This is a genomic window from Alloyangia mangrovi, assembly GCF_002300555.2.
In the GTDB taxonomy this organism is placed as follows: domain Bacteria; phylum Pseudomonadota; class Alphaproteobacteria; order Rhodobacterales; family Rhodobacteraceae; genus Salipiger; species Salipiger mangrovi.
On the sequence record NZ_NTHN02000009.1, the window covers coordinates 1 to 18,064 of the forward strand.

Here is an 18,064-nt window from a genome sequence, read left to right on the forward strand (position 1 = left end):
CCCCCGCGGCGCTCTCCAGCGCGCGAAGCGCCGCGCAACGCGGGGATTGGGCAGGCTGCCTTGCCCGGACCGCCAGCGCGCGCGACGCGGAGACCGTCGCGCAGCGCGGATGGTGCGCCTTGAATGCGGACCGCCCCATGCAGGCGCTCTCGGATTTCAAGGACGCCGCCAGCCGCGCGCGGAGCGCCGAGGCCCGCCGCGATGCCAGCTATGGCCAGGCGCTCGTTATGTTGCGGCTGAACATGGTTGACGAGGCCGCGGCGGTCGCCGCCGCCACGCATTTCACTTCTGAGCAACGGCTCGAGATCGAAAGCCAGATTCTCGATAAGCGCGGGGTCGCCGCGTACAACCGCCGGGATTATGCCCGGGCCATCGCCTATTTTGACGAGCTCGAACGCGTCACCGGCGTGGTGCGCCGCGATCTCGCACTGCTGCGGGGCTATGCCTATCTGAACTCGGGGCAGAAAGCGCAGGCCCGAAGAGAGTTCCAGAGGCTGCACGACCAGATGGCCACGCCCGCCTCGCGCCGCGCGCTGTCCGAAGCCCTGCGCTGATCCAATCCCGAAGACGTCACGTGCCAGCTTGGCCGGGCCATCCGATCGGATAGGCCTGGCCAAGCCCTTCGGACTAGGTACGCGCCCCAAAGCGCCAGGACCTAACCTGCCGTGGGACTGCCGTTCCTCCGAAACCGCGGATATCTAGTTAATCCAAGTTTAAAGACTGCAGGTTTGCAGATTGGGTTGAGCATTGGTCTAGGAGGACGCGTGACATGAGCAAAATTGAAATCGAGCACGAGTCCCAGAAGAAGACCCGCCGCTGGCTCCGCGCCCAGGCATTCGAGCTGATCATCGGCGCCGTGATCCTGCTGTGCGTCGTCAACTACGTCGCCGTCTGAGGTTCGACCCTCGCGAGAGCGGCCGCGATGTCCCGTTGCCCGCTCCAAGTGATGGTCGAGGCCTGCCCTGTCAGGGAAAGCTGTAGGACACACCGAAGCTGATCACCTCATCCTCGAAAAAGCTCACGGTCGATCTGGTCCGGCTGTAGGCCGCTGTCAGGACGAGCCTGCCATCGATGGCGAGCAATCCCGTCACGCCGAGGCTGTGGTCGCGTCGGTCCTCCCCCAGAAACTGCGTCTCCGGCGAGCGCGAGAGCGACAGGCCAAGCCCGACGACCTGACCGGCAACCGGCCAGCGGATTTCGCCCGCCGCGGTCAGCAGAGCCCCGGTCTCGTCCCCGGTCGGCGCGCCATACTCGAAGGAGAGGCGCGTCGCCGAGCCGGCCCAGACCGACTCGAGCCCGATCTCCGCAAGGCTGCGCAGCCGATCTTCGTCGCTCAGCCGGGACAGCGACAGCCCTAGCTCATGGCGGCTCGCGCTGCGCTCGAAAAGCGTGCTGACGCTGACGGTTGCCTCATCGCGCGTGACGTCCTGCAGATCGCGGTGATCCTCGTAGTGGTTCAGACACAGATCGACGAAATGCCAGTCGGTCAGATGGTTGCGCGAGCAAAGAGCCAGTCTTGCACGGGTCCTGCCCAGATCCGGTCCCGGCGCATAGAGACCGCCGAGCTGCGCCTGAAGCTGCAGATACCGCCCGCTGTCCCAGCCGTAGCGCAGGAGCCCGTCGTAGGTCGCGCCGACTGCCAGCCCGCCGCGCGCCACCAGATCGTCGCGCAAGTGAAAGGTCAGCCCGCGGAATTCCAGGCGTTCCTGAGGCGAGCCGCCATTCATGTTCGGCACGTAGCTGAGCTGCGGATAGAGCGCCTGGTCAACGGCAAGCCGCTGCCAGCCGGTCTCGTCCATGTAGAAGCCCTGCCGTCGCAGCAGCTGCTTGAGGTCAAGCGCGGTGCCGAGGTCGGGACCGCCCGCTGCGAGCCCGCGCGCCAGCGCAAATGTGCGCAGCCTCTCGGACGTCACAAGCTGCGTCAGATCGCGCAGCGAGGGGTTCGTCGCTTGTGCCCCCACCGCCTGCGGTCCGAGGGTGAGAACGCCCAGAAGTAGCGCCGCGAGCTGGCGCTTAATCCCCATAGTTGAGCTGGCTACCCCAGAAGACGCCGTCCGCCTGGAAGCGATCGCTGTCGCCCCCCCACGGTGAACAGCCCCGAGGTCGTCATGTTTTCGACGAGCCGCGAAAGCCCTTCCTCGTCGCCGTTGAGATTGCCCCGGAGCTGCCCTGTCGACGAAAGGATCTCGCCGGTGTCGGCCGAGCGCGTTGTCATCTCGACGGTTCCGCCAAAGGCACCGGTCAGCACGTTGAGCGCGAGGTCAGAAGCCTGGATGGCGGTCTCGATTTCCGACCCGGCACCGGGATCATAGGGGGTGCGCAGGTCGATCGTCACGGTTTCGCTGTCGAAGTCGACCACCATGTTCTCGAGATCACCGATGCCGCGCTGCAGGCTGCCACCGTCGACGCTGGCGTAGACCTCCGCGCCACCGCGGAAGTAATATTGCCCTGACGCGATCAGGTTGCCTTTGCCGTCGACGTTGTTAAACGGGGCCTGGTCCGCGGTCAGGCGCAGGATGCGTTCGACCTTCTCGTCCGCGCCCGTGCCCGAAACCTCCGCGATCACCTCGATCGTCATGTTGTCCAGGTAACGGGCCTCTGTCTGGGCGATCAGATTGCGATAGCCGCTTGGGTCGGCCGGGTCTGCATCGTCGAACTGGGCAAGGATCGCGGCGTCCCCGGGCGCGACCCCGGTTTGCAGGCGCACGCGGCTGTAGCCGTTGTGATCGGTGGAATAGGTCTCGAAAGCCGGGGTGTCGATCTCTGTCCCGGACTCCGGCGCATTGCCCCCGGAAGCGCTTTCGGTCCCGCCGCCCCCACCGCCCCCGCCACAGGCGGCGAGCGTCAGAACGAGGCTGCCTGCCGCGCAAAGCTTGAGGACGGGCCCTGGAGTCACGACGACCCCGCACATGGAAAATAACGACACGTCTCGGTTCCTGATCCCTAGCTCCACCGGACAGATGACTCCGCCCTGCACGGCAGGTCGGCATGCATGAAGCCCGCAGTTCGCACATACACGATCCGTCCGAGGTCTGCCAACCGTCGGGCCCAGGAGAGCTGCTGCCCCCTCCTTTGGGATAGGATCGATCTCCCTCCGGACGCGATCCGAGCCCAACTCGCTATCCCACGCGTCCCTTTTCGTCCGCCGCTAGCCCGCCGCGGGACTGCCCGCAGCCATCTCGGCAGGGTATTCAGGTTCCAGAGCCGGACGACAGCAAGCGTAGGGCTCGAGCGTAACCAGTATCGCAAGCGTAACAAGTCAGCGACGGAGGGAAGACACCATGATCAGGACCGAGATCGAGCGCGCCGCACAGCAGAAAAGCCGTCGCTGGTTCCGTGCACAGGCCTTTGAGCTGCTCGCCGGAAGCGCCATCCTTCTGACCGTGATCAACTACCTGGGCGGCGCTGCGTGACCCTCGGCGGTGACGATGCCCCGCTCCAGGTCTTCAGCCACCGCACCCGGTAGCACCGCCGCTCCCCTGCAGATCATGTGGGCACTGGCAAGCACCTGCAGGGTGTGAAGCGTCCAGAACGGGATCAGCACGGGTCAGACAGCGACGAGCATTGTTATCTGCCATGGGCGACCTGGAACGACACCGTCAGGCAATCGTTGACGAGCGTGCATCCCCAGGCGGCCTCGGATTGCGGGCGATGCGAAGCCTGCGGCAAACTTGGCGTTGCGCGAGGTGCGACCGCCAGAACACCGAATGCCCCTGACGCTGCAAGAAAGGCCAGCCCGGCAACGCGGGCATAGCTGCTCACGACCCATCCCCTGCGACGAGCGCGGGCTTGCCGGTCTTGGGGTGGCGATTGCCGCGCCGGGGCGGACCCAGGCGAGCCGGCTGGAGGTCCGCGCAATCGCCCATTGCCGCGGTGCCGCATTCGGCGGCGACAGTGTCGTCGATCAGCACCACGGTGGGCTTGGGGATCCTGTGGCCGCTCAGCTCGTCGAGGCGGGCCTCGATCTCCGGCGACATGGTCTTGACCGTGTCTGCAAGCGACGGCAAGGCGGGTGACGCCACGATGGCGGCGGTGAGGCAAAATGCTCGGAACATTGGAGTCTCCTCTCTTCTGGGGATCGGAGGCACCAGCGCGGTGCCCCGTGACACCGGACTACCGGCCAGAGGAGCGCCGGTAAGTGAACTGCTTCACACAACCGTCAAGAAAAGTCGTCTTCGGCGCGCTGTGCCAGCAGGTCCGGCCTGCGTATTGCGATGCCGCCCCGGTAGATCTCGATGATCTGCATCGACTTCCAGGTTCCGAGGATCTTGGAGACGGCCTCTCGGGTCGCGCCTGCATGCGCCCCCAGCGCGTGCTGCGAGACCGCTATTCGCCCGTCCGGGTCGCCGATGACCCCCTTCAGGTAGAGAAGCCGTCGTGCGAGGCGCACCTCGAGCGGTTCGAAGGTGAGAGTCTCGAGCTGCTTGCTGATCCACCGCTCGCGCGAGATGACGAGCTGCAGCAGCCAGATAGCCAGAGTCGGGGTTCTGGCCATTGCCTGCATCAGCGGCTCGCGCCCGATCCGCAAGACGCGGCTCTTCTCCAGCGCCGAAACCGTCGCCGTTCGCGTCGCGCCCGAAAGAAGCGAGAGTTCGCCGAAAATCTGGTTCGCAGAGAGGATGTCCAGCACGCTTTTCCTGCCGGCCTCCGACAGGATCGAAACCTCGAGCCGGCCCGACAGCACGGTGTAGATGCAATCGGCGGGATCGCCCTGCTGGAAGAGCATGGTACCCTCGGCCACGTCCCAGAGCGTTCCCAGATCGTGCATGGCCTCGATCAACCGAAGATTGGTCGAGGCCACGACATCTTGCGCCGGTCCGGAACTGCAATCATCGGTCACTGGACGTCCTCGCCTTCGTGATGACACCTGCCGGGCCACCCCAAGGTCGCGCACCCGTCGCATTTCATCAAGCGTCTTGGCGTCCGGCGCAGACCGGCGCGCGCGCCAGGTGTTGGGTGCGCTGACTTGATGGGACGATCCACTCGGCGCAACGGAGAAAGGAGCCAGCTCACGACGCACTTCGCGGCATCGTAACCATGCCCGTGAATGCCGACGCGGCGACGATTTTGCGCGGCTGCAGGAAAGAAGAGTGCCCCCTCAGACCCTGTGCATGATCCCATTTGCCGATGAAGTGTGACCTCGACACCCCATGGTGGGCGCAATGTCACGCCGCATGCGGACTCGCCACCTCGGTCGCTTCTTCACCGAGCTCTGCGGCCTGCTCGGCCAGGCCACGACCGGCTTCGAGGCAGCGATTGGCCAGCTTTTGGGTTTCCGCAAAACTGTGCTGGAAACTTGCCACAGTTGTGGACGCTTCCTGAACTGCGCCGGTCTGGTGCATGGAAGACTGCCCTACCGTATCGAGATGCCTTTCTAGGCTGATGATCGCCTCGCAGATCAGGTCCAATTGGCCCTTGGCATTGTCGACCGAATCCCGGCCGGTACGGATGTAGTCGTTGGTCGCGGTCATCAGCTCGGCAATGCTGGATGCCGCTTGCGCTGTCCGCTGAGACAGGTCGCGCACTTCATGCGCCACGATCGAAAAGCCCCTGCCCGCCTCGCCTGCCCGCGCCGCCTCGACCGCCGCGTTGAGCGCGAGCAGGTTGGTCTGGAACGAGATTTCCTCGATCGTCGTGACGTAGCCCGCCACGTCTTGGCCGCTTTGAGTTATCTTCTCCACTTCCTTGACGACACGGGCGACCAGCATGTTCCCCTCCTCGACCAGCCCAGTGGCCTTTGTCGCGACGTCGATCGCGTCGCGGACGACCTGCGTCGTGTCGGTTGCCGAGCCTTCCACATTCCCGATGAGTTTCGCGATGTCGCTCAGCAGTTCCGCCTGCTGCTCCTGCCGCTCGGACAGGTTGCGCGATATCTCGATCAACTTGATGGACTGATCCCCGACCAGGCGACCGACCTCGCCCAGGTGGGCATTGGCCTGCGCGCTCAGGCGTGCGGCTTTCTCCGCTTCGTCCCCCTGCGCTTCGGCACGGAGCATCGCCTGGCGGGCTTCCTCCTCGAGGTTGCGTTGCTGCAGCAGCGCGCGCTGAAAGGAGGCGATGGCCGCCTTCAGCCGCCCGAGTTCATCCTGAGAGGTCCAAGGCGGTAAGGCCGCTTCGAAATCTCCTTCGGCGACCCGTTCGATGCAGCCGGTCAATTCGGAGACCCGGGCGATGACACGCTTCGAAAGCAAACGATAGGCCAATCCGCAGAGCGCAAGGAACAGCACGGCTGCAGCGGCGAAGACGAGGCTTCCGACCCATCTGAGGCGGTTCATCTTGGCCAATTCGGCCGCAATGAAGGACTGCACCATGGTTTCGGCTTCATCGGCCTTTTCGAGAAAGCCATAAAAGGCAGCGTCGTAGGTGACGTCATCCCGGGCCTTGGCCTCGGCACCTGCGCGGGTGCGTTCATAGCGCGTCGTGGCCATGTCCGAGAGGTCGCCGAGCCGGTCGATGAGCGCGCCGAACAGCTCGGGCCGGGCAAGATCCGCAAGCGCCGCGCCCGCCGCTGCGAAGCTTTCCGTGACCTCGGAAAAATCCTCGCCAAGATCACCGCCGAGGATTTCCGCCGTGATCAGATGGCCGTGGGCCAACCTGTAGCGCGCCTCTCCGACGGCGGCCTGAAGCTGGATGTCCTGCGCATGGCTTTGCGCGCCCGCAAGCTCCGCGAGGTCGGCACCAATGCCATCGTAGAGGGCGTCGAACCGTCGATCCGCCTCGCTGCCGACGCCTTGGAGGTCGGCGAGTGATGCAAAGCGCTGTTCGGTCAAAGTCCAGACTGTTTCGAATTCCGTCAGGGCCTCGGTGATGCGCGCACGCACCTCGGGGGAGTCCGACGCGAAGAACCGGCCCTCCGTCGTCTCGCCCCCTTCGAGCAGGGTCAGCGCATAGTCTCGCGACGCCTCGAGGTGCTGCCAGACCTTGTCGCTCGACTCCGCACCATCCCCGCCCATGATTTCCTCGGTCAGCACGTGGGCATGCAGGGCCTCGAGCTTGATCTCCATCGCGGCGTCGACCTGCGGCGCCAGTTCGGTTCCAAGCCGTTCCGTATCGGAGCCGAGCCTGATCAGCAGGGCGATCGCCAGCGCCAACACCGCGACGGTCATTGCAGAGATCCCAAGAAATCCAAGAAAAACTTGGCGGGAAACCGAATGATCAGACATATCGGAGCCTCCGGGGCCGAACTCCTCTCAGATGATGCCGAGCGGGCTAAGAAACCATGAAAGCCGGCAGCCCTATGCGCCAAGTTTTCGATAGTTTGTGCGCAACAAGCGGCGCCGTGACGCAATCAACCTCGATCCCGCGATCGTGTGCCGATCTTCCAGGCGTTGACAGAGCGGAAGAGCTGCGGGATCTGGAAGGCGCCGACCATGCCCTGCAGGATCGACCTGATCATCCGGCCAGCGACCATTCCGGCAAGATACGGGCCAGCAAGATACGGGCCGGCATCGCTGTCGGCCCGATAGGTGCCCAGGGTGTCCGAGCTCTTCAGAGGTATCTCAGCGGATCAGCGGCGGCATGAACCTGCACGGTCCGAAAATTCGAACACGCGCCGCACCGGGCAAGGCGCGGGTCAGTGCTTGTCCTGCCGCAGGTACCTCAAGCCCAGGGCCGCCGGGGCGCCGCTGCGTGCGCCTCGGCGCATCGAGGCCAGGACCAGCACGCTCAGCGTCAGCACGTAGGGCAGCATCGCCCCGAGGTAGAGCGGGAAATCGACCCCCAGCGCCTGCAACCGCGGCATGATGGCCTCTGTCCCGCCGAAGAGGATCGCCGCGCCAAGGCAGCGCAGCGGACGCCAACGCGCGAAGATGACCAGCGCGATCACCACCCAGCCGCGGCCCGCCACCATGCCCTCGACCCAGACATGCGCCGAGGCGACCGACAGGAAGGCCCCCGCGAGCCCGCCGAAGGCGCCGCTCGCCAGCACCGCGCCCAGCTGCACCAGTTGCACGTCGACCCCGGCGACATCCGCCGCCGCCGGGTCCTCGCCCACCGCCCGCAGGCGCAGGCCGGCGGGGCTGCGGGCAAGGAACCAGGCGACCAGCGCCAGCAGCAGGATCGCAAGCGGAAGCAGCAGCGTCTGCTGCCCCAGCAAGCGCGGCAGTTCCGCCCCCCCAAGCGCTCTCCGAAAGGCGTGGCAGCCCCTCGAAGGGTTTCTGCACGTGCGCCCGGCCCAGGACCCCGGTGATGCCGAGCCCAAGCGCCACCGTGGCAAGCCCGGCCAGCGTCTGCTCGACACGGAAGACCACCACGGCAAGACCGAAGAGCGCCGAGAGACCGAGCCCCGCGGCAGTGCCGCCGAGCACCCCGAGCCAGGGTCCCTGCCCCGAAAGGCAGAACAGCGCCCCGGTCATCGCGCCCACCGCCATGAAGCCCTCGGGGCAGAGGTTCAGCACCCCGGCCCGCTCCGAGAGCACCACGCCGAGACTGGCCAGCAGCAGCGGCAGCACGTAGCCCGGCAGCACGGTGAGCCATGCGAGGAAGAAATCGCTCATTGCGGCCTCCGTGCCACGACGCGGTAATCGGCGAAGAGCTGCGCGCAGAGCACCGAGAGCAGCACCACGCCCTGCACCAGCAGGACCATGGCTTCCGATATCCCGTAGAACACCTTCAGCACCCCGCCCGCGGTATAGAGCCCGCCCAGCAGGAAGCTCACCACCAGCACCGCCAGCGGGTTCGACCGCGCGAGATAGGCGATGACGATGCCGCTGAAGAGATAGCCCGCGCCGATCGACTGGCTGAGGCGGAACTCGGTACCGGTGACGATCACCGCCCCCGCGAGCCCGCAGAGCGCCCCCGAGCCCAGCACGAAGATCGCGACGGTCAGCAGCACCGGCAGTCCTGCCGCCCGCGCCGCGCGGCGGTTTGCCCCCACCGCGCGGGCGTAGAAGCCGAGCCGGGTCACCCCGATGACCGCCGCCGCCAGCACCACGGCGGCGAGCGCCAGCCAGAGCCCCGCGTGCACCTGACCCCAGCCAAGCAGCGGCAGGCGCTCGGTGGCGTCCAGCGTCGGCGAGGTGGGAAAGCCCGTGGTGCCGTCGCGCCATGCGCCGAAGAGCTGGTGCTGCACCCAGAAGAAGGCGATGGATCCGAGCAGCAGCGTCGAGATCACCTCGCTCACGCCCCACAGGAGTTTCAGCGCCAAGGGAAGCGCGATCCAGAGCGCGCCCGCCAGCATCGAGAGCGCCAGCATCAGCGGCAGGCGCAGCGGCTCGGGCCCGAGGTCGAGGATCGATACCCAGGTCGCCGCCATGGCGCCGAGCCAGAGCTGGCCCTCGATGCCGATGTTCCAGAACTGCACCCGCAGCGCCAGCGCCGTGCCCAGACCGACCAGCACCAGCGGGATCATCGCGGTGACCGTCTGGCCGAGCCCCTGCGAGGTCAGGAAGGTCTGCACGACGAATTCCTGCCAGAGCGCCGCCGCGGGCACGCCCAGCTGCACGAGGATCAGCGCCGCCAGCGCCAGCCCGAAGACGAGGCCGCCGAGATAGCTCGCCGCGCTCAGTCGCAGCGGCACCCTCTGGCGGCGGACCAGGAGCGCACCGTCAAGCATGGCCCACCAGAAGCGCGCCGAGCCGGTCCGGGGTGACCTCGGACGCCGGCATCGGGGCGCTGAGCCGGCCATTGTTGATGACGCAGACGCGGGTGGAGAGGGACATGATCTCTTCGAGGTCCTCGCTGATCAGCAGGCAGGCCATGCCGCGCGCCACGCCCTCGGCGATGGCGCCATGCACCGCCCGGGTCGCGCGCAAGTCGAGCCCGCGGGAAGGGGAATGGGCCACCAGCAGCCGCGCGCCGTCCGAGACCTCGCGTGCCAGCAGCAGCTTCTGGGCATTGCCGCCCGAGAGCAGCGAGACGGGAGTCGTGGGACCACCGCCGCGCACCTCGTGATCGGCGATCAGCCGCTCCGCCTCGCGGCGCATCTTGCGGCCGTCGACCAACCAGCGCCCGCCGAAACGGCCCGAGGCGATGCCGGTCAACGCGAGGTTCTCGGCGAGGGTCAGCCCCGGCGCCATGGCGCTGTCAAAGCGGTCGGCGGGGACCACCCGCAATCCCGCGGCGCGGCGCGCGGCAGGGGACGCGGCGATGAGATCGGTGCCGCCGAGCCGGATCGTTCCGGCCTCGGGCCGACGCAGACCCGAAAGAAGCTCGACCAGTTCCGACTGGCCGTTGCCGCCGACACCGGCAATACCCAGCACCTCGCCCTCGGCCAGCTCGAGCGCCAGCCCGTCGAGCGCCCGGCTGCCGTCGCCGCGACGGGCGGAAAGCCCCGCAATCGAAAGGAGCGGCGCGCCGGGCCGGGCCGCGACGCGCGGCGCGGCGGCGGGGATCTCGCCCACAGCAAGCCGCGCCACCTCGTCCATCGCCAACCCCTGCGCCGGGGCGGCATCGAGCACCGTGCGACCCTGTCGCATGACGGTGATGCGGTCGGAATAAGCGGCAACCTCGCGCATCTTGTGGGTGATCAGCACCACCGCCCTGCCCTCGCCCGCAAGGCGTCGGACCAGCGACAGCAGCGCCTGTGCCTCCTCGGCGGTAAGCACTGCGGTGGGCTCGTCGAGGATCAGGATCCCCGCCCCCAGCAGAAGCACCTTGAGGATCTCGGCACGCTGCCGCTCGGCGATCGACAGATCGTCCACGCGCGCGGCGGGATCGAGCCGAAACCCAAGCTCTGCGGCGCGTGCCCCCAGAAGCCGCGCCGCCTCGGCCACGCTCACCTTCTGCCCCGCCCCGCGCAGCGACAGCGCGACATTCTCGGCCACGGTGAAACTGCCCACCAGCCGGAAGTGCTGGTGCACCATGCCGAGCCCCGCGGCCATCGCGTCGGCGGGACCGCGCAGCGGCACGTCACGGCCATCGACGATCACCTCGCCCGCATCGGCGGCATAGACCGCCGTCGCCACGTTCATGATCGTCGACTTGCCCGCGCCGTTCTCGCCCACCAGCGCGGTGCACCTCGCCCCAGTCGAGGCGGAAGCCCGCCCCGTCGAGCGCGCGGTGCCCGTCGAAGGACTTGTCGATCCCGCGCAGCAGCAGCGCGGGCGCGCGCCCCGGCCCCTCATGCGGTCCGGGATGCGCAATGGGCATGTCTTGCACAGAGCTCATTCGCCGGCCGGCATGGTCCCGGTGATGCCATCGACGAAGAAGTCCATGGTCCAGAGCGCGTCGTCGGGCAGCACCTCGCCCGCGGCCACCACCTCGCCGCCGTCACGCGCCATCAGTGGGCCGGCGAAGGGCTGCAGCTCGCCCGCGATGATCTGCGCCTTGGCCTCGGCGATCTTGGCCTTGGTCTCTTCGCTGACCGAGGGGCCGAAGGGGGCGAGGTCGACAACGCCCGACTCGAGCCCTTCGAACCAGCCCCATTCCTCGGGCTCCCAGCTGCCATCGATCACCGCCTTGATGCGCGGGGTGAGATAGGCATCCCAGTTGAACACCACCGAGGTCAGGATGTGCTCGGGCGCCGCTGCCGACATGTCGATCTGGTAGCCGATCGCCCCGGCGCCGCGCTCTTCGGCGGCGTTCAGCGCCGATGCGGCGGAGAGGTCGGTGGCGATGACATCGGCGTTCTGGTCGAGGATCGCCTCCGAGACCTGGCCTTCCTTTACCGGGTCCCACCAGCTGTTGGTGTAGACCACGGTGGTGTCGATCCCGGGCTTTACCGACTGCGCGCCGCGCGCGAAACCGTTGACGTCCCAGTTGACCACGCCCACCGGGAAGCCAGCCAGCATGCCGATCTTGCCGCTTTCCGAGGCCTCCGCCGCGGCGATCCCGGCAAGGTACCAGGCCTCGTAGGTGCGGGCGTAGAAGCTTTCCATGTTCTCGCCGTTGTGCACGCCCGAGGCATTGAAGAAGGCGACGTCGGGATAGGCCTGCGCCGCCTCGGACATCGCCTCGCTGTAACCGTAGGTGGTGCCGACGATGATGTTGTAGCCGCGCTGCACGTAAAGATCGATCGCGGCGCGCAGGCGAGTGGCCTCCTCGGGGATGTTCTCGGCCACCGCGATGTCGAGGCCCAGCTCTTCGGAGACCGCGGCACGGCCCTTGTCGATGGCCTCGTTCCAGCCGCCGTCCTGAACGGTCGAGGCGTAGATGAATGCGATCTTCGGTTCGGATTTCAGCTCGAAGGCCCCGGCGGCCACGGGCAGCGAGGCAGCCAGAAGGCCGGTGGCGAATGCGCTGCGCAATTTGATCATGAGGCGTTCCTTTCCCTGTTGGCGCCCGGCGGGCGGGCTGAGTGCTTTTTGTGCGTTTTGGGTCGGGGGGCGTTTGATTCCGGCGAATCCCGACAGGCTTTGCTTGCCTGATCCAAAGCCACATGTTCAGAAATTTGGACAGAAAACCTGTATCCTCGGATACGAATCCAAGAATATGGACGATTGCTGATGAATTTTCAGGCGCTGAGCACCTTCATCAAGGTCGCCGAAACCGGCTCGGTCTCGGTTGCGGCACGGTTGCACGGCTTGCCGAAGTCCTCGGTCAGCCTGAAGCTGAAGCAACTCGAGGAGGAGGTCGGCGCCGAGCTTTTCGCCCGCCGCGGCCGCGCGCTCGAACTCACCGATGCGGGGCGGGTGCTGCTCGAACGCGGCCAGCACATCCTGTCGCTGTGCGACGACACCGCCGCCGCGGTGGCCTCGATGCAGGACGACGCGGCAGGCGTGCTGCGGGTCGGCGCCTCGGGCGAGTTCGGCACCGCGCTCAACGCGCAGATGCTGCAGGCCTTCCGCGCCGCGCATCCGAAGATCCAGCTCGACCTCGTGTTCTTCGCGCCCTCGGTATTCCTTGACCTCAGCCGCCAGAAGGTCTTCGACGCCGTGCTCTCTTTCGACGACACCTCCGGCCCCGGTACCGAGGTGCTGGCGACGCTGCGCTACGGGCTCTACGCCAGCCCGCGCTACCTTGCCGAGCAGGGCACGCCGCAGACCGTCGCCGATCTGGCGCGCCACAAGGGGGTCATCTACCGCGATGCCGAGGGCGTGATGCCCTGGCGGCTGAGCGACGGATGCGACAGCGCCGAGATCCTGCCCCCCGCCGACATTGTCACCAACGACTACTGGACGACGAAATACTTCGCCGTCGCCGGTGCCGGGCTGGCGCTGCTGCCCGCCTTCTTCACCGATCTCGAGGTGCGCGAGGGCCATCTCGTGCCGGTGCTGCCCGAGTGGCAGACCGAGGCGCGCAGCATCACCCTGCGCGTTCCCGACCCACGCTACGTGCGCCCAAGACCCGCGCCTTCCTTGCCTTCTGCAAGAGCTATTTCCAGCCCGGCTTCGACTTTGCCGGGCCCCGCTACTTCGTGGAGGCGCTGTGCTTCCCCGACACCTCCAAAGGAGAGACCGAATGACCTCACTCACCACCGGAAACGGCCCGCGCCTGCTCAAGGACACCGGCCTCGACGCCGAGCGCGTGCCCTTCGACAAGCTGCCGGTGATCGACCTCGCAGCGATCTTCACCGAAGACGAGGACGCCAAGCGCGAGCTGGCGCTGGCGCTGCGCCGGGCATGTTCCGAGATCGGCTTCTTCTACGTGAAGAACCACGGCGTGCCGCAGGCGGTGATCGACGGCGCCTTCGCCACCGCGCGGCGCTACTTCGCCCTGCCCGACGCCGAGAAGCTGAAGATCCACGTCGCCAAGTCGCGCAACAACCGCGGCTACGCGGCGCTTCTCGAAGAGAATACCGACCCCACCGCGCGCGGGGACCTGCATGAAAGCTGGGACATGGCGCTTGAGGTGCCGGCGGACGATCCCGACGTGCTGGCCGGCAAGGTACTCTACGGCCCGAACCAGTGGCCCGAGGATGACGCTGCCTTCCGCGCCGACGTGACCGCCTATTACGACGAGATGCTGCGCCTGTCGCACGCGCTGCTGCACGCCTTCGCGCTGTCGCTGGAGCTGGAAGAGGCGCATTTCGACGCGCTGGTGGAAAAGCCCCTCGCGACGCTGCGCCTGCTGCACTACCCGCCGCAGGAGGGCGAGGTCGACGAGCGCCAGATCGGCATCGGCGCGCATTCCGACTACGAGTGCTTCACCATCCTCGCACAGGATGACCCGCGCATCCGCGCGCTGCAGGTGCTGAACTCCGAGGGTGACTGGATCAGCGCGCCGCCGCTGCCGGGCCATTTCGTGGTGAACATCGGCGACCAGATGGCGCGCTGGACCAATGATCTCTTTGCCTCGACCGTGCACCGGGCGATCAACCGCTCGGGCGTCGAGCGCTACTCGATCCCGTTCTTCTTCGGCCCGAGCTACGACTCGGTGATCCAGCCGCTCGACAGCTGCATCGACGCGGACCACCCGGCGAAATACGAGCCGATCACCTCGGGCGCCTACATCAACGGCCGCTTCGCCGAGACACTGGCACATTACGATCCGAACAAGGAGCTGGCGGACTGAACGCCGATCCTGACGACACCCGGGGCGGCGCCATAGCGCCGTCCCCCAGTTCATGCCGGCAGTGCCTCGTGCTGGGCGCCGGACGCAGGTCCAACCCGCGCGTCAGGTCTGTTCGCAGAGCGGCGCCTGCCCGGCCCGTGCCGCGCGGCGGGCGGTGATCCATTCCTGCGCCTGCACGATGATCATCCCCGCGAGCACCATCGCGCCTCCCAGCAGGAACTCCGAGGTCAGCGCATCGCCAAGCAGCAGCGCGCCGCTGATCACCCCGAAGACCGGCGTCATGAAGCTCAGCACCCCGAGCCGCGACGAACGGTAGATCTGCAGCATGCGGAACCAGACGAGAAAGCTGAGGCTGCAGACGATCAGCGTCTGGAACGACAGGCTCATAAGCACCGCGGGCGTCGGCTCGAGCGACAGCCGCCCAGTCAGCGCGCAGAACCCGAGCGCCGCCGCGCCAGCAATCGCAAGCTGGTAAAAGAGCGTCTGCGCCGGCGGCGCCTCGGAAACGCGGGTGGTGCGGATCACCACGGTGGTGAGACCCCAGCAAAGCCCTGCGCCAAGCCCCAGCATGTCGCCGAGAAGCATTCCCGGGGTCAGCGCCGCGCCCGGCCCGCGCAGCTCGGGCAGCACGAAGATCGCGGCAACGCCGAGAAAGGTGATCGCCACCCCGGCCCATTGCACCGCCCCCATGCGCTCGTCGGGCTGCGCCACGTGCAGACCGATCGCCGCGAAGATGGGCGCGGTATAGAGGAAGACCGCCATATGCGAGGCCGTGGTCCAGCGCAGCCCCTCGGCGACCAGCAGGAACTCGAGCGCAAATAACGCGCCCGCAAGCAGACCGGGCCCGAAGAAGAGCCCGCGGTGCCAGCGGTCGCGCAGGAAGACCCGGCTCAGCGCCAGAACGAGCAACGCGGCACAGACCGAGCGCAGGCCGATCTGCAGCATAGGATCGACCGAGTCCGCGACGATCTTCATGGCACTCTGCTGCAGCCCCCAGATCAGGCACAGCAGGACCATCACGGCGATGGCGGTGGTATCAATGGGTCGTTTCATGGGTGCACCTAGGCAGGCAAGTCATGGGCCCTATCTAGTCTGGCGGATAGCATATATATAGCTCGGATACGCCAAACGATTGCGCCGGACCGCCAGCCATGCCCCCTGCCCAGAGCCCTCCGCACCTGCGCCACCCGCCGTTCCGCGACCAGCTGCCCGCACCGATCTATTTCCGGCTCGAGAGCATGCCCGAGAATGCCACCTACCCGGTGATGCAGCACCCGTGGGGAGAGTTCGTCTATTCCTTCAGCGGGGTCACCGAGCTGCGGCTCGCGGGGCAACACCTGCTCGCACCACCGCACATGGGTTTCTGGATCCCGCCCCGCGTCGAACATGTCGGCTTCAACCGCCGCGCGGCGGTGCATTTCTCAGCCTATATCAGCGAGGACCTCTGCGCGGCCATGCCGGAGCGCACCTGCTCGCTTCTTGTGACCCCGCTCCTGCGCGCCATTCTCGACAGCCTCGCGGACTCCCGGTTCACCAATACCGAGGCGCAGTCCCGCCTGCTGCGCGTTATGGTCGACGAGATCGCGGCATGCACCATGGCCGACAGCTTCGTGCCGGAAACCTCCGACGCACGGCTGGCCCCGGTGCTCGAGGCGCTGCGCGACGCGCCGGCCGATCCGCGCAGCACCGCCCAGCTTGCCCGGGCGTTCGGGATGAGCGAGCGGACTCTGGTACGGCGCTGCACGCAGGAGCTTGGTATGTCGCTCAGCGAATGGCGCCAGCGCGTGCGCGTGGTCCGCGGCATCTCGCTGCTGCAGGATGGGGCCAGCGTCGAGAGTGTTGCGCTCGATCTCGGCTACGGCACCGCCTCGGCCTTCATCGCCATGTTCCGGCGCATCACTGGCAGCAGCCCCGCGCAGTTCATCGGACGATAGGGCATGGTCTCTGCGGCCTATGCCTCGGCAGACCGGCAGCGCCCCTGCGGAGCACTCAAGCGCTTTCCGGCATTTCTTTATGCGGAAATCCAAATATGTGTGATGCTGCTGCCCGGAGCCGGGGCCCGCAACCGGGAGCGTCTCCGGATACCGGGAGGGGCACATGGGCCAGAAAGGCATCGGATATGGCAGCTCTGCCCTTGCTGCTCTCGTCTTGCTCCTGACCATGGTGTCCGGCTGCGGCGGCGAAGAGCTGCAGGTGCCCGCCGAACAGGTGGTCTCTTCCGCACCCGTCGATCCGTCGCTCTACGCCGGGACTTTCGCGCTCGCGCTCTCGGAGACGATCGAAACGCCGGGCAATGCGCTGCCGTTCAGGGCGTATCTCGGACTCGCGCCGCAGAGCGGGACCCGGCTCGGCGTCCGGGCGGCCGTCGATCTGCGGGACATCCAGCGCGTCCTGCCGGTGCTCGTCTCCGGCAGTTTCGATCCCGATTGCGGGCTTGGCCTCGCGGTCGGGTTGACCAGCGCGCAGGCCGAGGGGGATGCGGTGCGCGCGCGCGGCACGGTGCGGGCCGAGCTCTACCGCTGCAAGGGCGGCGAGACTGAGAGCGCGGCGCGCGGCGCCCATCTCTGGTCGCAGATGGTGGATTTCGACACGCTTGTCGGCGCCGGGCTTACGGGGGAATGCGTGGGATTCGAGCTGCGCGACCTCGCGCTTGATCCGCGCGGGTTCATCGGCGGGCTCGGGACCCTCTTCGGGATCACCGAGAAGGTCCGGCTGGCCATCCTCGAACAGGGCAACGAAGCGCTGCGCGCGGCACCGGTCTGCCCGGAGATGCCCGACGCGCTGGCGCTCCTGTCGCCGGACTTCTCCAGCGGCGGCGCGGTCGAGATCGGCGAGGGCGGCATCGGGGCGGCGCTCGAGGGAACGGTCACCACGGATGCGGCGCGGCTGGTGGGGCTGCTCGGGCTCTGGCAACGCAAAGGAGCCCTGCCCGGCGCGGGGGAGGATTTGACCGACCTGCCGGAGGCTGCAGTGTCGTTCCGGTTCGAAAACGCGCTGAAAGACTTCGACCCGCCTGTCCCCTACCGCGTCGACATCGCGATGACCCCGAACACTCCGACACGTATCGGCGTCGGCCTGGAGCTTGACCTCCGGGCGCTTCAGATGCGCCTGCCCGAGATTGCCAAGGGTGCCCTTCTTGTCGACGACTGCCGCTCGCGCGTCGAGGTTCAAGCCATCGACACCCTCGCGCAGGGAGCGACCCTCGTCGCCCACGCCCGGCTCGAGGCACGCAGCTACACCTGCGAGCGGACCGGGGACAGTGCCTGGCAGCGCGGAGAGCTGGAACGCTCCGAGGAGGTCGACGTGCGCGCCGAGGTCTCTGCTTCGGTGGCCGGCAATTGTGCGGTCTTTCACCTCGTCGACCTGGCACGCGATCCCCCGCTTCCGGTGATTTCCAAGGGCAGGCAGGGGGCGCGCAGCGAAGCCGCGCGAACGCTCTTCATCGACGCCGTGGATGCCCTGCTGAAGACCCGCCCGCTTTGTCCGGAGCTCCCTGCGGAGTTTGGTGTGCTCGACCCGCAGTTCCGGTCCGGCGGTCCGCGGGAAATGGGCAGCGGCGGGCTCGGCTTCCGTCTCGAGGGATCGGTTGACCTGAGCACCACCACGATCATTGCCCTGCTACAGATGATGCAGGAGCGGGGCTTTCTGCCGCCCCGCCCTTAGGACCCTCAGA

18 protein-coding genes and 2 pseudogenes are annotated in these 18,064 nt (G+C 67.2%); 8 read left to right on the top strand and 12 right to left on the bottom strand.

Annotated features, from left to right (window positions below; genetic code table 11):
* The first annotated feature begins 137 nt into the window (after nt 1–137).
* The gene (locus CLG85_RS06770; protein ID WP_235865482.1) at nt 138–554 is read left to right on the top strand and encodes a tetratricopeptide repeat protein; all 417 of its coding nucleotides are present in this window, start codon (nt 138–140) and stop codon (nt 552–554) included.
* A 215-nt stretch (nt 555–769) separates the two neighbouring features.
* Nucleotides 770–895 (top strand): hypothetical protein, encoded by a 126-nt coding sequence (locus CLG85_RS06775; RefSeq protein ID WP_260348613.1) that lies wholly within the window; start codon nt 770–772, stop codon nt 893–895.
* Nucleotides 896–965: 70 nt separating this feature from the next.
* Here the strand turns inward: CLG85_RS06775 and CLG85_RS06780 are convergent, their stop codons facing one another.
* Nucleotides 966–2,024 carry a hypothetical protein gene (locus CLG85_RS06780; RefSeq protein WP_095883684.1) on the bottom strand — a complete coding sequence of 353 codons (1,059 nt, stop codon included), beginning with the start codon at nt 2,022–2,024 and terminating at the stop codon, nt 966–968.
* 11 nt (nt 2,025–2,035) lie between these two features.
* The gene (locus tag CLG85_RS06785; protein ID WP_260348614.1) at nt 2,036–2,926 is read right to left on the bottom strand and encodes a ribosome-recycling factor; all 891 of its coding nucleotides are present in this window, start codon (nt 2,924–2,926) and stop codon (nt 2,036–2,038) included.
* A gap of 355 nt (nt 2,927–3,281) precedes the next feature.
* Between CLG85_RS06785 and CLG85_RS06790 the strand changes: the two genes are divergently transcribed.
* Nucleotides 3,282–3,413 (top strand): hypothetical protein, encoded by a 132-nt coding sequence (locus CLG85_RS06790; RefSeq protein WP_260348615.1) that lies wholly within the window; start codon nt 3,282–3,284, stop codon nt 3,411–3,413.
* Nucleotides 3,414–3,567: 154 nt separating this feature from the next.
* On the opposite strand, the gene CLG85_RS06795 is transcribed toward CLG85_RS06790, so the two are convergent.
* From CLG85_RS06795 to CLG85_RS06835, 9 genes and pseudogenes are all read right to left on the bottom strand, one after another.
* The gene (locus tag CLG85_RS06795; protein ID WP_260348616.1) at nt 3,568–3,762 is read right to left on the bottom strand and encodes a hypothetical protein; all 195 of its coding nucleotides are present in this window, start codon (nt 3,760–3,762) and stop codon (nt 3,568–3,570) included.
* Nucleotides 3,759–4,055: a hypothetical protein gene (locus CLG85_RS06800; protein ID WP_095883686.1), complete on the bottom strand. Its 297-nt coding sequence runs from the start codon at nt 4,053–4,055 to the stop codon at nt 3,759–3,761. The genes CLG85_RS06795 and CLG85_RS06800 overlap by 4 nt, the downstream gene beginning before the upstream one ends.
* Before the next feature lie 104 nt (nt 4,056–4,159).
* Nucleotides 4,160–4,840: a Crp/Fnr family transcriptional regulator gene (locus tag CLG85_RS06805; RefSeq protein WP_176476683.1), complete on the bottom strand. Its 681-nt coding sequence runs from the start codon at nt 4,838–4,840 to the stop codon at nt 4,160–4,162.
* A gap of 325 nt (nt 4,841–5,165) precedes the next feature.
* Nucleotides 5,166–7,106, bottom strand: coding sequence for a methyl-accepting chemotaxis protein (locus CLG85_RS06810; protein WP_176476684.1), 1,941 nt, complete (start codon nt 7,104–7,106; stop codon nt 5,166–5,168).
* 467 nt (nt 7,107–7,573) lie between these two features.
* Nucleotides 7,574–8,095: an ABC transporter permease gene (locus CLG85_RS06815; protein ID WP_260348617.1), complete on the bottom strand. Its 522-nt coding sequence runs from the start codon at nt 8,093–8,095 to the stop codon at nt 7,574–7,576.
* A 145-nt stretch (nt 8,096–8,240) separates the two neighbouring features.
* A pseudogene (locus CLG85_RS27680) lies at nt 8,241–8,495 on the bottom strand (ABC transporter permease subunit); the annotation flags it as partial.
* Nucleotides 8,492–9,553 (bottom strand): ABC transporter permease, encoded by a 1,062-nt coding sequence (locus CLG85_RS06825; RefSeq protein ID WP_260348619.1) that lies wholly within the window; start codon nt 9,551–9,553, stop codon nt 8,492–8,494. The gene CLG85_RS06825 and the pseudogene CLG85_RS27680, both read right to left, overlap by 4 nt.
* On the bottom strand, nt 9,546–10,943 hold the full coding sequence (locus CLG85_RS06830; protein ID WP_260348620.1) for an ABC transporter ATP-binding protein: 1,398 nt from the start codon (nt 10,941–10,943) through the stop codon (nt 9,546–9,548). Before CLG85_RS06830 ends, CLG85_RS06825 begins: the two co-directional genes overlap by 8 nt.
* A 159-nt stretch (nt 10,944–11,102) precedes the next feature.
* Nucleotides 11,103–12,194, bottom strand: coding sequence for a BMP family ABC transporter substrate-binding protein (locus CLG85_RS06835; RefSeq protein ID WP_095883632.1), 1,092 nt, complete (start codon nt 12,192–12,194; stop codon nt 11,103–11,105).
* Nucleotides 12,195–12,383: 189 nt separating this feature from the next.
* Between CLG85_RS06835 and CLG85_RS27685 the strand changes: the two are divergent.
* From CLG85_RS27685 to CLG85_RS06850, 3 genes and pseudogenes are all read left to right on the top strand, one after another.
* Nucleotides 12,384–13,160: pseudogene (locus CLG85_RS27685) on the top strand (LysR family transcriptional regulator); the annotation flags it as partial.
* On the top strand, nt 13,160–13,342 hold the full coding sequence (locus tag CLG85_RS06845; protein WP_260348622.1) for a hypothetical protein: 183 nt from the start codon (nt 13,160–13,162) through the stop codon (nt 13,340–13,342). The pseudogene CLG85_RS27685 and the gene CLG85_RS06845, both read left to right, overlap by 1 nt.
* The gene (locus CLG85_RS06850) at nt 13,339–14,391 is read left to right on the top strand and encodes an isopenicillin N synthase family dioxygenase (RefSeq protein WP_095883630.1); all 1,053 of its coding nucleotides are present in this window, start codon (nt 13,339–13,341) and stop codon (nt 14,389–14,391) included. The genes CLG85_RS06845 and CLG85_RS06850 overlap by 4 nt, the downstream gene beginning before the upstream one ends.
* 102 nt (nt 14,392–14,493) lie before the next feature.
* Here the strand turns inward: CLG85_RS06850 and CLG85_RS06855 are convergent, their stop codons facing one another.
* Nucleotides 14,494–15,444, bottom strand: a complete 951-nt coding sequence (locus CLG85_RS06855; protein ID WP_095883629.1) for a DMT family transporter — start codon at nt 15,442–15,444, stop codon at nt 14,494–14,496.
* 98 nt (nt 15,445–15,542) lie between these two features.
* Between CLG85_RS06855 and CLG85_RS06860 the strand changes: the two genes are divergently transcribed.
* On the top strand, nt 15,543–16,325 hold the full coding sequence (locus CLG85_RS06860; protein ID WP_095883628.1) for an AraC family transcriptional regulator: 783 nt from the start codon (nt 15,543–15,545) through the stop codon (nt 16,323–16,325).
* A 163-nt stretch (nt 16,326–16,488) separates the two neighbouring features.
* Nucleotides 16,489–18,054 (top strand): hypothetical protein, encoded by a 1,566-nt coding sequence (locus CLG85_RS06865; protein ID WP_095883627.1) that lies wholly within the window; start codon nt 16,489–16,491, stop codon nt 18,052–18,054.
* The last annotated feature ends 10 nt before the right edge of the window (nt 18,055–18,064 follow it).